The sequence below is a fragment of the Francisella sp. AG1 genome (assembly GCF_057683165.1).
On sequence record NZ_CM173135.1, the window covers coordinates 840,251 to 854,558 of the forward strand.

The following is a 14,308-nucleotide window of genomic DNA, read 5'->3' on the forward strand; positions in this document are numbered from 1 at the left end:
TGTTAAGTTTTACTGTTAAGGATTTTATTTATGGAATTACCAAAATCTACAAGATTGAAATATCGTTTAATGTCAAGAAGTGAAGAGGATAAAAACTTATCGGTTTTATTAGATACAAACCCAATAAATAGAAAATTTTTTCCTAATGGGGCTCTATCAGAAAAAGATATTCCAAAAATGATAGAAAGGTTTGTAGGTGGGTATGAAAAATATAAGGCTCCTATTTTTATGGTTTTTGATGAGAGAGGTACTTGTATTGGTCGAGCAGGCTTTGCTTATGCGGAAGAGCTAGATGCTATAGAAATAGGCTACTTACTAGATCATCAATATTGGGGAAAAGGCTATGCAACAGAGATAGCGGTAACTTTACTGAATTGGGCAAAAGATAATTTGGAATTTAGTGAGATTTTTGCATTTGCAACGATTGATCATCTGGCTTCGATAGCTGTTATGAAAAAAGCTGGAATGAGTTATGTTCGTAGACAAACACTAAAAAATGTTGATTGTGTTCTTTATAGGAAAAATCTTGGTTAGAATATTTATTTTTGGGATCTTTCTTTTATAATTAGCCCAATTATCATACTAAATATTATCAATAGCCAAACTAGTGTCATACCAACAAAAGTCCATATTGTTTTAGCGTGATTAATATATACCTTACCGACAAGGTTTGCTCTAATATCTTTAGGAATTTCTTTTATAATTTCACCATTAGGTTTTATGATAGCTGTTATACCATTACTTGTAGTTGAAAGAACATATTTAGAATTTTCTATTGCTCGAACTTGTGATATTTGTAGTTGTTGATAACGAGCTATAGAGTCACCAAACCATGAATCATCGCTAATTATTGAGATAAAACCCGCTCCTTGTAGTTGATCTCTAATTTGCTCTGGATATGCCGTTTCATAACACATGAAATTAGCCACGGAATATCCAAATGCTTGCATGAGAGGTTGTATTTTTTTGCCAGCATTAAAGTTACTAAGACCAGCACTATCTACATAACCAAAAAATTTAATCGGAAAATATTCTCCAAATGGTACTAGGTGATGTTTATCATATGTCCCGCTTCCTTTGCCTAACATTATCGAGCTGTTATAAATTTTTGCCCTAGTTGTTGATGCCTGATCAATACTTAACGAGCCTATAAGCATAGCATTATTATTTTTGTTAGCTATAGTGGTTAGGTTTTTGAAATAAGGATACATATATTGCCTGAAAGAAACTATTGCATTTTCAGAGAGTATTATTAATGAATTATTGTATTGTTTATCTATGTTTTCATAATATTCTTGCATTTTTTCAAAATTTTCATGCTCCCATTTAAAGCCTTGACCAAAGTCCCCTTGAACTAAAACTACTTTTTGAGATTTATTAGTTGTTAATGAAGGCTGGTAATAGTGAATAATTATGCCTCCCAGATAGAAACAAGCCATAAAGCTTAGAATTATAATAATTTTTTTAATGGTAATTTTATTACATAAGTAAAAGGCTATTATTGCCGCTATAAAAGCAACTATGTAGCTAACTAAATATACTCCACCAATATTTGCATACCAGATTAGAGGTGATTCTGTTTGTGAATAACCTAAAGAAACCCATGGGAAACCTCCCCATAATAGGTTAGCTTTTACTATCTCAAACAATGTCCATAAGGCTGGGTATAGTAAAAGTTTTACAAAATTATTAGCATTTCTAGAGAGGATATAACTAAAAGTTCCAAAAGGAATTATATGTAAAAAACTTAACAAAATAACTAAGGCAAGTGCTGCTGATATACCTGCTGCCATAGATTCAGTAAATAGGTGAATACTTATATACACCCATGAAATACTTGTGCCAAAAAAACCAATGCCAAATAAGGCTGAAATAAAGAAAGCACTGCGTATGCTAGTACACTTATTTAGCATATAAAAAAGTGATATTAAAGGTATGATTGCTAATATATCAATTCTAAATGGGGCAAAAGCAAATGTAAGTAATATACCGCTTAAGATTGGAGGGAGTATTTTAAAGATTATTTTTTTCATTATTTTTGAATTTCTCAATTAAAATTTTAACAACCTTGCGGCTATCAGCTTCTTGAATCGTGAATTTTAAACCATCCACAACTATGTTATCCCCTTTTTTTGGTAAACATTCTAGAGTCTGAATAATCAATCCAGCTACTGTATCATAATCACTATCATCATCTATAGAAGTACTAAAATACTTATTAAAATCTTCTATTGAAGTAGTAGCATCGATGATGTATTTATTATCTGCTATTTTGATGATATCTTCACTAGTTGTGTCAAATTCATCTTCAATATCTCCAACAATTTCTTCTAAAACGTCTTCTATAGTTATTAATCCAGAAATAGCTCCATATTCATCAACAACAATAGCTATATGATTTTGGCTATTTTTAAAATCTTTGAGCATAGCATTAAGTTTTTTTGTTTCAGGAATAAAAATAGCTGGCCTTAAAATGTTTTTAATATCTTCAGGCTTTAATTCTTGAGCATGTGCTGATTGTATTTCTTTTTCAAAAATTAGTTTTAAAAGATCTTTAGAGTGAAGTATACCCAAAACTTCGATTTTATTTTGACAGTAGACTGGAACTCTCGTATGGCTTGAGTTGATAGTTTTATCAAGTATTTCACTAACTGACATTGACATATCAACAGCGACTATTTTAGTGTGAGATATCATAATATCATCAACATCAAGGGAAGATATTTTCATAGCTCCTATTAGCATATTTTGTGAAGTTTTATCAATTACTTCATTACTGGCTGCTTTGTTTATAGCTTCTATAAGAGCATCTTCATTTTTAATATTAAAAATGCTTGAAGTTAATTTTTTTATAAATGGATTATTATCTGACATTTTAACTCTCTTGTATAAAATATGGGTTGGCTATTCCTAATTCAGCTAGTAGTTCTATTTCCAAATCTTCCATTGTATTTGCTTCTTGATCATTTTGGTGATCATATCCTAATAAATGCAACAAACCATGAATGAAAATATGTTGCCAATGTTCATTAATATTTTTACTTTGTTCATTAGCTTCTATTTCTAATACTCTAGGAGCTATAACAATATCTCCCAAAAAATTATCGATGATATCATCAGGTAAGCCTTGAGGTTTCTCAAATTCAAAGGAGATAATATTTGTGGGCTTATTTTTATTACGGAATTGTTTATTTATTTGTTGCATTGCATCATTTGAAACAATGTTTACATTTACTTCAGTATGATTGATATTATGTTTTTGAGCAACTAGTTTTAAGCATTTTAAAAGTAAGTTATGATCCGGTATGTGGTAGTTATCTTCATTAATAATATTTAAGTCAAATTTATCCATTTTAAGCACTCTCTTCATGCTTGTTATAAGTATTTAACACATGAAATAGAACCTCATACATAAATATATAAATCCTTGTTATTGACATGTTTTAATTTAAAATTTTAGTTTTATGTATTTAAATATAATGCATTATACATTTTTTTAGTACATCAGTTAACATTTTATACCATAAACTAAGTTTACAAAAGAGCTTACATAGAAAAATATTAGTCTATTTTGACTTAGTGGTTAACAGTAGGGTATCACACACAGGCACAAGATCATATAGATTAAAAATAAAAAACTATACTTTTGCAAAACATGGAGAAAATAACTTCTTTTCATGTTAAATACTAGTACAAAGTAATAATAAATTCTGGCTGTAAAATATATAAAACTTAAATGCAAACATTTAACTAATCTTAAATAAAAGTTTATTTTAAAGGATTTTATAGTTATTAAGGAAAAGCTTAAAAAAATATAAAATAGAACAAATATTTGCAATATGTTAATATATAAATATCGTAGACTGTAGTATATAAATAGGAGCTATTAAATGGATATGTTAAAAAAATTATTTAATGCCATTTTTTTATCTACAAACTATCCTACTGGATATTTTATAAATAAATATAATACAGATAACAACATTAATAATGGTTTCAAAGTTGATAAAGCTAATTTATCAAAGGATTTTTCAAAAGCATATGAGCAAGTTAGAACAATCAGGTAGTTATAATAATGATGAAAGTCTTACCTCTAAGGTTACAGTAAATTATCAACAGAATTTAAATATTGAGAGCTTACCTATTGATAGTAAGAGCTTAATAGAATTACATAAGGTTAGCCCTGAGCTTGCTGATAAGGTTATTAATATTGTATCTAATGAACAACAAAGTAGGCATGCTAATACAAACAAACAGTTAGAATTAGAAAATAAAGCCATTAGTTTTAATATGCTAAATATATTTCTAGCGACTATTGTAATATTTGCTGTTATAGGGTCTTCAACCTTATTAATCATCAAAAATCACGAAATATTAGGAGGTACTGTGTTAGGAGTATCTGCATTATCTGGAATATTAAGATTTTTTTCAGCAGGTTTTAGTAAAAGTAATTAGCTAAGTAGGAAATCTAAAAAATGATTTAAACATTACCTTCATGTTTATCATAAGCATTGACTATTTTTTGAACTATTTGGTGTCTGACAATATCAATAGATTTTAAGTAGCTAATAGCAACTCCATCAATATTTTCAAGTATTGAAAGAGCATGATTTAGGCCTGATGTCACATTTTTAGGTAAGTCAATTTGTGTAATATCCCCAGTTATAACAGCTGTGGTATTAAACCCTATTCTTGTCAAAAACATTTTCATTTGCTCTTTGGTGGTATTTTGGCTTTCATCTAATACTACGAAGGAGTCATTGATTGTCCTACCTCGCATATATGCTAAAGGAGCAATTTCTATTGCTTGTTTTTCAATTAGTTTAGTTACTTTTTCGACACCCATAAAATCAAATAAAGCATCATACATCGGACGTAGATAAGGGTCAATTTTCTGAGCTAAATCTCCAGGTAGGAAACCAAGTTTTTCGCCAGCCTCAACAGCAGGGCGAACAAGTACAATTCTTTTGACCTCACCTTTTTCATATGCTGCTACTGCACAGGCTATAGCCATATAAGTTTTGCCTGTACCAGCAGGTCCTACTCCAAAAGTTACAAAATTATTATTTATATGATCTAGGTAGATTGATTGATTTTGAGTTCTTGCTTTTAGTTTTTTTCCTCTAAGCTGGATCTCGGTCTCTTGTGGTTGATTTTGCTTAGGATTAGAATCATTGGCAATTTTTTCTTTTGCTGTAGCATTTAATATAGTAGTGATTTGTTTTAGGTCTAAATCGGTGTTTCCAGAAAGAATTTCTGCATAACAAGACTTAATAAACCTTTTTGCTTGAGTATTATTTGTACTTGAATCACTAGTTATTTCAAATTCATCAGCACGATGTTTTATTTCAACATGGAAATAGTTTTCTATGGCACGGATATTTTCATCAAGATTACCACAAAGTAACATCATAGAGTCATAGTTATATGGTTCTATAATAAGTTGGGCTTTATTCATATATTAAATTACTTCTCCTCTTAGAGAGTTGGGTAAGCTTTCTGTTATTCTAACCTTAGTGAATTGTCCAATCAAAGCTTTATTGCCTATAAAATTAACAATTCTATTATTTTCTGTTCTACCCGCTAGGACATTGTCATCTTTTTTAGAGGTTCCTTCTACTAATATACGTTGTTCTGTGCCCACCATTTGTCTAGATATTATTTGAGCATTACTATTTAGTAAATCTTGTAATCTTTTTAATCTTTCTTTTTTTACTTCCATAGGGGTATCATCTGGTAAATCAGATGCTGGAGTACCTGGACGTTTACTATAAATAAAGCTAAATGATTGATCAAAATTAATATCTTTAACTAATTTAAGCAGTTTTTGAAAGTCTTCCTCTGTTTCACCTGGAAAACCAACAATAAAGTCAGATGATATTGTAATATCAGAACGAATAGCTCTTAACTTTCTAATTTTTTGTTTAAATTCTAGAGTAGTATGGTTTCTTTTCATATTGATAAGTATTCTATCTGAACCATGTTGTACTGGAAGATGGAGGTGATTTGCTAGTTCTGGTACGCTTGCATAAGCATCGATCAAATTCTCTGAAAATTCAACTGGGTGTGAGGTTTGAAATCTAATTCTACCAATCCCATCAATTTCTGCAATAAAATGAATTAATAAGGCTAAATCTGCTATTTGACCATTTTCCATAGGGCCCATGTAGTGGTTTACATTTTGTCCTAGAAGGGTAATTTCTCTAACACCTTGTTCTGCTAATGCAGCACACTCACCTAACACATCTTCAAAAGGTCTATTTACTTCAGGCCCACGTGTATATGGTACTACACAATATGAACAGTATTTATCACAACCTTCCATAATAGATACAAATGCTTTTACACCTTCTGCTTTTGGCTCTGGTAAAAAGTCAAATTTCTCAACTTCTGGAAATGAAATATCTACTTGAGATTTTTTAGTTTCATCTTTTTGTTTAATCATTTCTGGAAGTCTATGAATAGTTTGAGGTCCAAAAACCAAATCTACAAAAGGAGCTCGTTTAATAATATTTTTACCTTCTTGTGAAGCTACACAACCACCAACACCAATGATTAAATGTTCATTTTTATCTTTAAGTTTTTTCCATCTACCAAGTTGATGAAATACTTTCTCTTGAGCTTTTTCACGGATAGAGCAGGTATTTATTAAAACAATATCAGCACTTTTATAATCATCAGTTTTTATAGTTGTATAATGTTCATTGAGCACGTCATGCATTTTTTGTGAATCGTACTCATTCATTTGACAACCTAAAGTTTTTATGAAAACTTTTTTTTCTTCTTTCATTTAATTTAAACCTTTAAATTCTTTTGTTATTTTAATCTTTCTATAAGAGTACTAGAGATTTATTATAATAAAACGCGCATAAATTTTACCATAAAATTTAATTAAAAGCACTTTTGCTAACTAGACTAATAAAGCTTATTAATGCAAAATACTAAAAGTCTTTTACTAAATTTAATTTCTGATGAAGCAAAATCAATTTACTCAGGATGATATATGGCAATATTGTCTTCAACATACTAGTAATTTATCTATTAATTTAGATCAAATTAGTACTTATACTAAAGATAATGTCCATGGCGCTCAAATGTTATCTGAAAAAATAGTTGCTAAATTTCTACAATTTTTGGTTTTTATTACAAAAGCAAAATTATGTGTTGATGTGGGTACATTTACAGGAATGTCAGCTATTGCAATGGCTGAAATTTCTACAGATATAAAAATATATACTATAGATAGACCCAATCAGTCTGGTGAAAATGTCGCAAAAAAATTTATATCAAAGTATCCAAATATTGAATACTTTAAAGGAGATGCAATCGATATTTTACCAAATTTACCTAATCAAATAGATATTGCTTTTATAGATGCAGATAAAAGTCAAATACAAAACTATTTTGATATTATAATAGAAAAATTATCTGATAATGGGTTGATTATTGTCGATGATGTATTATGGCGTGGAGAAGTTTTAAATCCTCAAGATAAACGAGCTAAAGCTCTTGATACTTTTAATAAATACGTATTTCAACGAGATGATTTAGAAAGTTTAGTTCTACCTATTCGTCATGGAATTAATTTAATAAGAAAGGTTTTATAAAAAATGGCAAAACTATATTTTAGGTATTCCTCAATGGATGCGGGTAAAACACTTGATCTTCTTAAAGTTGCCTACAATTATAAAGATAGGGATAAAACCCCATTAATTTTAACATCTACAATAGATAAAAGAGCCGGTCTTAATAAGGTCAAATCTCGTATAGGGATAGATCAAGATGCTTATTCATTGTCTAATAAGGATAATATTTTTGATTTTGTAGAAAAATATAATGATAAAGATCAGCTGGATTGTATTTTGATAGATGAAATTCATTTTTTTAATATAGAGCAAATTTGGCAATTATCAGATATCGTTGATGTGTTAAATATCCCAGTGATTTGTTATGGTTTACGTACTAATTATTTAGGCGATCCTTTTGAAACAGCAGCATTACTTTTAGCTATAGCAGATACATTAGAAGAGGTTAAAACTATTTGCCATTGTGGTAAGAAGGCCAGTTTCAATATGATGGTACAAAATGGCAAAGCAGTAAAAGAAGGTAATCCTATAGTTGTTGACGATGATTCATTAAAAAAGATAGATACTAGGTATGTGTCTGTTTGTCGTAAACATTGGAAAGAAGGAGTGTATAAATAAGAAAGAATTAGTTATTGATTTACTATGCTTGTATTGTAATTTGGAGATAAAACAAGATTCAAAAATCGTCCTGTACCAGAAATATAGGAGTAACTATGGTATACATCTTTAGGTATATATATAGATGCTGGGCTTTCAATAATTTGTGTGTGTTGGTCTTGGTAATTTCCAAATGTAACACTTACTTTTAACCCTGAACCATCATCATTATTACCCATAAATACAAAATTACTATCGCAGTTATGTGCATGAGAATCTACATGGGCTTCATAGGTTTGTGAATAGTCAATATCGAAAGTTCTTTCAATAATATATAACTGACTGCGTGGATCAAGGCGATTATCCATAAATACCCATCTTGAGCCGACTCCATCACGATGGTGTAAGAGCTCAGAAGCACCTTTTATAAAAGGCTTTGATATTTCAAGATTATTGCTAAATCTCTGTACGTTGGTTTTAGTTATACTATTAGAAAGAATTTTTCTTTCTTGGCCAAAATCTTTTGGGTCAATTATTTCGTAAGCTTTTGGATTATTTTGAGCAGCTTTGGTGTGATATTTAGAGGTGTGTGTAAAGACATTTTTACCTACTAAAGGGTGGTGTGGTTCAACTCTAAAGTGGGCTATTCTTGCGATTTTGTCAGTAAGATCTTGGGAAAGATTAAAATCAAAATTTTTAGAATTATAAAAATGTTGTAAAATTTTTGCGATATTGATTAGATCACAGATACCAGCTCTTTCTCCGATACCCATTATTGAAGTGTCAATAATGTCAATACCAGCTTCAATTGCTGATATAGCATTTGCTTGAGCTAATCCAAGGTCATTATGCAGATGTATTTCAAGTTGACAGTTAAGTTTTGTTTTGAGTGATTTAATAACTTCATAGCACTGTTTAGGATGCCAACCTCCAACTGTATCAGCTAAGCTGATACAGTCTGCACCAGCTTGTTGAGCTAATTCAGCCAGCTCAACAAGCTGATCTATAGAGGTTCTAGATGCATCCTCAATAGTAAATCTAATTTTAAAACCAAAATCCTTAGCTAGTTTGATAGATGTGTTTACTTGTTCTTTAATCCATTGGCGTGATTTATTATTAAATTTGGTTTCAAGTGATATATCATTAAAGGAAGCCCATATACCAATCCATTGAGCATTAGTTTTGCTTGCGATAGTAATATCTTTTATATTAGCTCGCGAGTGAACTAATAGCGTAGCATTATTGACAGATTTAACTATTTCACAACAATTATGCAAGTCATCTTCAGAAATACTTGGATTACCAATTTCAATAATATCGACACCAAAATGGTTTAGTTTGTTTGCAATAGCTATTTTTTCAGCAAGTGAAAAATATACACCTTGAGACTGTTCTCCTTCTCTTAGAGTACAATCAAGAATCTTAACTTTCTTCATTATTCATTTTCCCTAAAAAATTTAACACTTGGGCTAAAAACTGTTTACGGGTTTTTTCATAAATCAGCCAGTGTGTTGCTTGCTCAAGTACTACTTGTTTTTTTGATTTGACATTGGTTAACTTACTATATAAGTTTCTATCTGCGAACATGTCTTGATCACCATAAATAACTAGAGTTGGAGTAGTTAATTTATTAATATTATATATTGGTTTGTTATTCCATATTGAGAAAAGATCTTTCATAGGACCCATAGGGCGGCGTAAAGAATTTTTAATAATAGGGTTTGAGTCTATTTTAATATAATCTTTACCAACCTGGTCTATAACTTTTTGATTAACTATTGATTTATTATTTTTAAGCATAGTTTTCCAGTGGTGTTCGATCATTTTCCAAGTGATATTTTGGTAAGCTGGGAGTTCGTCGCTAAAGTTATTATTTTTACCTTTAAATGGCTGTACAACCATAGCATCCATTTTAGTGTTTAGGCGACTACCATACATTGAACCGTAGAGTATTAAATGATTTACTTGTTTAGGATGATCAATGCTATACATTGCTGCAACGATTGAACCCCATGACCACCCTAGTAGAGCTAAATCTTTTTGCTTGGTTTGAGTTAAAATAAAATCATTAGCTCTTGCTAGTTGCTTAATAGCATCTTTTGCTTGAAGGGGATATATACCTTTTGGTGCAGGGTTTTTTTGCATTGAGTTTGGATATGATGATGAGCCTTCACCAATAAAATCAATTGCCCAAACATCATAGCCATTAATGGCTAATGAATCCATTAATGAATAGTCAGGTACATCAAAAGCTTGAGCTGATGGTATACTTAAGGGATTTAGCAGTATAATTACACCTTGATTAGTTTTCTTTGAGGAGTTTTTTTCTTTAAGGTGAATTTTTTGATTATTATATTCAATATAATAGTTTTTTGAAACTATACCGCTATTAGCATAAAGGCTAGAGAAATAAAAACTTATTAAAGTTAAAAAGAGTAATTTAGATTTCTGCATTATTCCAAGTTCCATTTTGAGGAGTTATTTTTTCAATCATGACTGGTTGAGACATATCTATTTTTAATAAGTTTGGGGCGTAGGTTGGTTGTAGGTTTTTCCTATCTAGAGCAATTTTAAATGCTTCAAAACTAGCCCCAATTCCAACTATATTAGCTACGGGACAAATTACCGCCCAAGGGGCATTATTGCTTACGTATGCATCCGCCCAATCTGCTAAGGCTCCATGCTTAACAGATACTTTGGCACGTCTATCTTTGATAATAGAAATTGATTTTCTAACCTCAGAAGTTAGTTCTTTACCATGAGAAGGATGGCTAAGTACAAGTTCATAATCATCGGTTTTATCATTAAAAACCATAACTCCACCTCTAAATGGTGGTGTCACAGCAATCCATATTGAATCAATTTTAAGTTTCTGAGCAGCGCGATGAATTATTACTCTAGTTACAAGGTTATCTGTCGCATCAACAACTATATCTGAGCCAAGAATTATTTCATCAATATTATTTTCATCAACCATTTCTTTTATTGAATTGACATTGATACTTGGATTAATATCAAGAATAGTTTCTTTAGCACAATCAGCTTTATTTTTTCCTACTCTAGAAATTCCAGAAAGCATTTGGCGGTTAATATTGCTGTGGTCAAACTCATCACCATCAACTATTTGAATATTACCAAAACCCATCCTTGCTAAGCTTATCAAAGTAATACCTCCGACACCGCCAGCTCCTATAACTGTAATTTTAGTATTCTGTAACTTACTTTGTTCTTGAGGTGTTATTACACCAATATTTCTTGCGTAGATTTGTTGTTCAATATTTGCCATTATCTTAATCCTTTATTTATATTTTATAAGCTTCCCAGTGACCACATTCTGGATTGATAACTTGCACTGGATTGGTGAGATTATCCATATCTATATATATACCTTTTGGTGCTGTAGCTAATGGCTTTTCGCCGATAAGTATCTGAATAGCTTCATGGCAACTAAAAGATGCTAGAAGACTTGCTCTTATTGGTGTAATTATCCATCCTGCTTTAGCTGCGCAAAAATCATTGGCCCACTGTTGAGGGGCTCCTTTTGTAACAGAGTATTGGGCTCTTTTTTTCTTAATATCATTGACAAGATCAGTTATCTTAGTATCAGATATTGATTTACCTTTTGTTGGGATATTTAAAGCATCTTCATAACTAATGCCATCTGGGAAAAAAGCAGATACAAAACCACGATGAGGGGGGCTACCAGACATTGAGATGCTAGGTATATTGTGATTTTTGGCTGCACGATGCACGACTATCCTTGATGGCATATCATCTAGAGCCTCCATAACTAAATCATGTCCTTTGATAAGTTCATCGACATTATCCTCAGTTACTTTGATATTATGAAAACTAGTGCTGAGAAAAGGGTTTATGTCTTTTAAGTAATTTTCAGTAGATTCACTTTTATATTTGTTCATAGTTGAAGACATCGCGATCATTTGACGATTAATATTTGAAAGCTCAAAAGTATCTGGGTCAACACCACTTATGTGTCCAATACCACTTCTTGCACAAAGAATTGCTTCCATGCCACCAACCCCTCCTAATCCAAAAATTATAATACGTGAATCACGTAATTTATTTTGCTGCTTTTGGGTATATACACCTATGTTTTTTTTTGTAACTTCAGTATAGAAACTATCTTTATTTATTTGATTAATCATGGAGGTTAAGGTCTGATATGCTAGTTTGTAGCACCAGATACTACTATGTATACTTGAATCGTTCAATATGGTTATAGCAAATATTTATACTGAATGTTTTTTTAAGTAAATTTGTTTAAAATTTAGTAGATATAAATATATGAATTTACTTGATTAGCATTAAAATATGCTTAGCATTTCTGACTCCTAGATCAGCGGCTTTCTTATAATAATGCATAGCTTTATCTTTATCATATGGAACGCCATTTTTTTCTTCGTTATAATATAAAGAAGCTAATTTATAATATGCAGGACCATAGTTTTTGTCCGCTGCTTTTTCATAGTATTTAAGGGCTTTGTCAAATTCTTTAATATTATAGTAGTATTTGCCAACATAATATATAGCATATACATCATCAGCTTTTGCAGCTTGCTCTAGTTTATAGAACTCCCTGAAATCTCCTTTTTGAGCAAAAACTTGCATTCTTTGTATTTGCTCTTCATGAGTTAGTTGAATATTATCTTCTATTTCTTCTTGAGTGTTGTTTTGCTTTTCTTCTTGAATATTTTTTGTTCTTATGTTGTTTAGGTATGTTTGTTGTGCTAAACCTGTCTCTGGATTAATAATTATTGGCGTTAAGGAAGATTTTTTTGGATTAATATTTTTTATAATACTGTTGAGTATGTTTTGCGTAAAATTACTTTTATCATTATAGAAATAATAAACCATACCTTCGTATTTATTATTATTTTGATTACCAAAGTCTATTCTTAATGATGATTTATTATGTTTGAGTTTTGAGATTATAAAAAAGTCATTCATATAGTTATTACTAATATTTTTGGAGTTGTTGATAAGTCTTATAGGTATATAAATATTGGTGATACTTTTATAAAATTGCTGGAGTAAAGCTTTGTCAACATTAAATAAGTTTAGATAAATTAAACCATTAAAATCTTTAAGTTCCTGTTTAGGTATGGAAAGTCCAACATTTTTTTTATATTGAATTTGTTTATTTCTTTTAATTTTTTCTAAACGTTTTTGATTAAATATTTTTTCTTCTTCAAGTCGCTCCTGTGCTTGTTTTTTTGTTTCTTCTTCTTGCTGTTTTTTAATTTGTTTATTAACCTGTTTATTAACTTTTACTATTTGTTTTTTTGCTAATTCAGATACTTTGGGGTCTGAGCTATATAGCAAAGTCTGCCACAGCATTAAGGATCTATAATTATCTCCAGCTTTTGAAAAGTTACGAGCTTGAATTATTATAGCGGGCTCATAACCTTCTCTGGCAGCTGTTGTAAGATATTTGATTTTAGCATTAGTAGTTGTTTCGATAAGCATGTTGGAATTATATGCTAAATATATCTCATATAAAATTTCAGGTTCAACTATAGATATTAATACATTGTTATTTTCTATGAGTTGGGCTAGGGTGATAATAGATTTTTTATAACCAAGATCATAAGATTTTTTTAGATAATCAATAGCTTTTTTGTCATTTTTATTTACTCCTAATCCATCTTTATACAGTATAGCAATTTGATAGTAGGCTTTTGGATAGTCTTTAGTTGTAGCTTTTTTATAGTATTTATAGGCATAAGAGTAATTTTTTTGAGTACCATAACCGTATTGATATAAGTAACCTAGATAAAAATAGTCTTCAGTTGTTGCATTATTATTGTCAGCTAATTTAGAAAGAATCTCAAAGGATTCTTTATATGCTTCTTTATCTTCATTTTGGATGCTTAAAATAGCATTTGAATGTTCTTCTAAAAACATTTGGTGTTTGTAGCTTAAATAACTATTAACTCCAAAAACACAGCTGCTGATTATACCTAGTATGATTAGAGATTTTATTGTATTTTTCTTATTTAGGGTAATAGGCCCTATTTTTTTTGGTTTTTTAGAAGTGTTCTCTTTTTCAGACATTTGCATAGCTTCTAATGGTATACTAATTAGATTATATAATAGTTTGATCT

General features: G+C 30.3%; 15 protein-coding genes. 5 read left to right on the plus strand and 10 right to left on the minus strand.

Annotated elements, in window-relative coordinates:
* Nucleotides 1-30 precede the first annotated feature (30 nt).
* The gene (locus tag ACR0PV_RS04280) at nucleotides 31-534 is read left to right on the plus strand and encodes a GNAT family N-acetyltransferase (protein WP_488173731.1); all 504 of its coding nucleotides are present in this window, start codon (nucleotides 31-33) and stop codon (nucleotides 532-534) included.
* 5 nt (nucleotides 535-539) lie between these two features.
* Here ACR0PV_RS04280 and lnt read toward each other — a convergent pair whose 3' ends face one another.
* Genes lnt through ybeY form a run of 3 tightly spaced genes read right to left on the minus strand, consistent with a single transcriptional unit; the run spans nucleotide 540 to nucleotide 3,370 of the window.
* On the minus strand, nucleotides 540-2,033 hold the full coding sequence (gene lnt / locus ACR0PV_RS04285; protein WP_488173732.1) for an apolipoprotein N-acyltransferase: 1,494 nt from the start codon (nucleotides 2,031-2,033) through the stop codon (nucleotides 540-542).
* On the minus strand, nucleotides 2,014-2,874 hold the full coding sequence (locus ACR0PV_RS04290) for a CorC family transporter (RefSeq protein ID WP_488173733.1): 861 nt from the start codon (nucleotides 2,872-2,874) through the stop codon (nucleotides 2,014-2,016). Before ACR0PV_RS04290 ends, lnt begins: the two co-directional genes overlap by 20 nt.
* 1 nt (nucleotide 2,875) lies before the next feature.
* A complete protein-coding gene (ybeY, locus tag ACR0PV_RS04295; protein ID WP_488173734.1) occupies nucleotides 2,876-3,370 on the minus strand; it encodes an rRNA maturation RNase YbeY in 495 nt (164 codons plus the stop codon).
* A 520-nt stretch (nucleotides 3,371-3,890) separates the two neighbouring features.
* Between ybeY and ACR0PV_RS04300 the strand changes: the two genes are divergently transcribed.
* Complete coding sequence (locus tag ACR0PV_RS04300) at nucleotides 3,891-4,067, plus strand: hypothetical protein (protein WP_488173735.1); 177 nt, start codon at nucleotides 3,891-3,893, stop codon at nucleotides 4,065-4,067.
* On the plus strand, nucleotides 4,042-4,455 hold the full coding sequence (locus tag ACR0PV_RS04305) for a hypothetical protein (RefSeq protein WP_488173736.1): 414 nt from the start codon (nucleotides 4,042-4,044) through the stop codon (nucleotides 4,453-4,455). Before ACR0PV_RS04300 ends, ACR0PV_RS04305 begins: the two co-directional genes overlap by 26 nt.
* Nucleotides 4,456-4,480: 25 nt before the next feature.
* On the opposite strand, the gene ACR0PV_RS04310 is transcribed toward ACR0PV_RS04305, so the two are convergent.
* On the minus strand, nucleotides 4,481-5,458 hold the full coding sequence (locus ACR0PV_RS04310; RefSeq protein ID WP_488173737.1) for a PhoH family protein: 978 nt from the start codon (nucleotides 5,456-5,458) through the stop codon (nucleotides 4,481-4,483).
* Nucleotides 5,459-5,461: 3 nt separating this feature from the next.
* Complete coding sequence (gene miaB, locus ACR0PV_RS04315; RefSeq protein ID WP_488173738.1) at nucleotides 5,462-6,790, minus strand: tRNA (N6-isopentenyl adenosine(37)-C2)-methylthiotransferase MiaB; 1,329 nt, start codon at nucleotides 6,788-6,790, stop codon at nucleotides 5,462-5,464.
* Nucleotides 6,791-6,971: 181 nt separating this feature from the next.
* Here miaB and ACR0PV_RS04320 point away from each other — a divergent pair, with 181 nt between their 5' ends.
* Both ACR0PV_RS04320 and ACR0PV_RS04325 read left to right on the plus strand, forming a co-directional pair.
* The gene (locus ACR0PV_RS04320) at nucleotides 6,972-7,607 is read left to right on the plus strand and encodes an O-methyltransferase (protein ID WP_488173739.1); all 636 of its coding nucleotides are present in this window, start codon (nucleotides 6,972-6,974) and stop codon (nucleotides 7,605-7,607) included.
* A gap of 3 nt (nucleotides 7,608-7,610) precedes the next feature.
* Nucleotides 7,611-8,204: a thymidine kinase gene (locus ACR0PV_RS04325; protein ID WP_488173740.1), complete on the plus strand. Its 594-nt coding sequence runs from the start codon at nucleotides 7,611-7,613 to the stop codon at nucleotides 8,202-8,204.
* An 11-nt stretch (nucleotides 8,205-8,215) separates the two neighbouring features.
* Here the strand turns inward: ACR0PV_RS04325 and ACR0PV_RS04330 are convergent, their stop codons facing one another.
* From ACR0PV_RS04330 to ACR0PV_RS04350, 5 genes are all read right to left on the minus strand, one after another.
* Nucleotides 8,216-9,619, minus strand: a complete 1,404-nt coding sequence (locus ACR0PV_RS04330) for a LeuA family protein (protein ID WP_488173741.1) — start codon at nucleotides 9,617-9,619, stop codon at nucleotides 8,216-8,218.
* Nucleotides 9,606-10,637, minus strand: a complete 1,032-nt coding sequence (locus ACR0PV_RS04335; RefSeq protein WP_488173742.1) for an alpha/beta fold hydrolase — start codon at nucleotides 10,635-10,637, stop codon at nucleotides 9,606-9,608. Before ACR0PV_RS04335 ends, ACR0PV_RS04330 begins: the two co-directional genes overlap by 14 nt.
* On the minus strand, nucleotides 10,624-11,469 hold the full coding sequence (locus ACR0PV_RS04340; protein WP_488173743.1) for a HesA/MoeB/ThiF family protein: 846 nt from the start codon (nucleotides 11,467-11,469) through the stop codon (nucleotides 10,624-10,626). The genes ACR0PV_RS04335 and ACR0PV_RS04340 overlap by 14 nt, the downstream gene beginning before the upstream one ends.
* Nucleotides 11,470-11,485: 16 nt before the next feature.
* Nucleotides 11,486-12,349, minus strand: coding sequence for a HesA/MoeB/ThiF family protein (locus ACR0PV_RS04345; protein WP_488173744.1), 864 nt, complete (start codon nucleotides 12,347-12,349; stop codon nucleotides 11,486-11,488).
* A gap of 145 nt (nucleotides 12,350-12,494) precedes the next feature.
* Nucleotides 12,495-14,258, minus strand: a complete 1,764-nt coding sequence (locus ACR0PV_RS04350; RefSeq protein WP_488173745.1) for a tetratricopeptide repeat protein — start codon at nucleotides 14,256-14,258, stop codon at nucleotides 12,495-12,497.
* Nucleotides 14,259-14,308: the final 50 nt, after the last annotated feature.

Coding starts and splice junctions, on each gene's coding strand:
- lnt (WP_488173732.1), bottom strand. CDS start 2,033: ATGAAAAAAATAATCTTTAAAATACTCCCTCCAATCTTAAGCGGTATA.
- ACR0PV_RS04305 (WP_488173736.1), top strand. CDS start 4,042: ATGAGCAAGTTAGAACAATCAGGTAGTTATAATAATGATGAAAGTCTT.
- ACR0PV_RS04325 (WP_488173740.1), top strand. CDS start 7,611: ATGGCAAAACTATATTTTAGGTATTCCTCAATGGATGCGGGTAAAACA.
- ACR0PV_RS04340 (WP_488173743.1), bottom strand. CDS start 11,469: ATGGCAAATATTGAACAACAAATCTACGCAAGAAATATTGGTGTAATA.
- ACR0PV_RS04350 (WP_488173745.1), bottom strand. CDS start 14,258: ATGTCTGAAAAAGAGAACACTTCTAAAAAACCAAAAAAAATAGGGCCT.
- ACR0PV_RS04280 (WP_488173731.1), top strand. CDS start 31: ATGGAATTACCAAAATCTACAAGATTGAAATATCGTTTAATGTCAAGA.
- ACR0PV_RS04345 (WP_488173744.1), bottom strand. CDS start 12,349: ATGATTAATCAAATAAATAAAGATAGTTTCTATACTGAAGTTACAAAA.
- ACR0PV_RS04290 (WP_488173733.1), bottom strand. CDS start 2,874: ATGTCAGATAATAATCCATTTATAAAAAAATTAACTTCAAGCATTTTT.
- ACR0PV_RS04330 (WP_488173741.1), bottom strand. CDS start 9,619: ATGAAGAAAGTTAAGATTCTTGATTGTACTCTAAGAGAAGGAGAACAG.
- ACR0PV_RS04320 (WP_488173739.1), top strand. CDS start 6,972: ATGAAGCAAAATCAATTTACTCAGGATGATATATGGCAATATTGTCTT.
- miaB (WP_488173738.1), bottom strand. CDS start 6,790: ATGAAAGAAGAAAAAAAAGTTTTCATAAAAACTTTAGGTTGTCAAATG.
- ACR0PV_RS04300 (WP_488173735.1), top strand. CDS start 3,891: ATGGATATGTTAAAAAAATTATTTAATGCCATTTTTTTATCTACAAAC.
- ACR0PV_RS04310 (WP_488173737.1), bottom strand. CDS start 5,458: ATGAATAAAGCCCAACTTATTATAGAACCATATAACTATGACTCTATG.
- ACR0PV_RS04335 (WP_488173742.1), bottom strand. CDS start 10,637: ATGCAGAAATCTAAATTACTCTTTTTAACTTTAATAAGTTTTTATTTC.
- ybeY (WP_488173734.1), bottom strand. CDS start 3,370: ATGAAGAGAGTGCTTAAAATGGATAAATTTGACTTAAATATTATTAAT.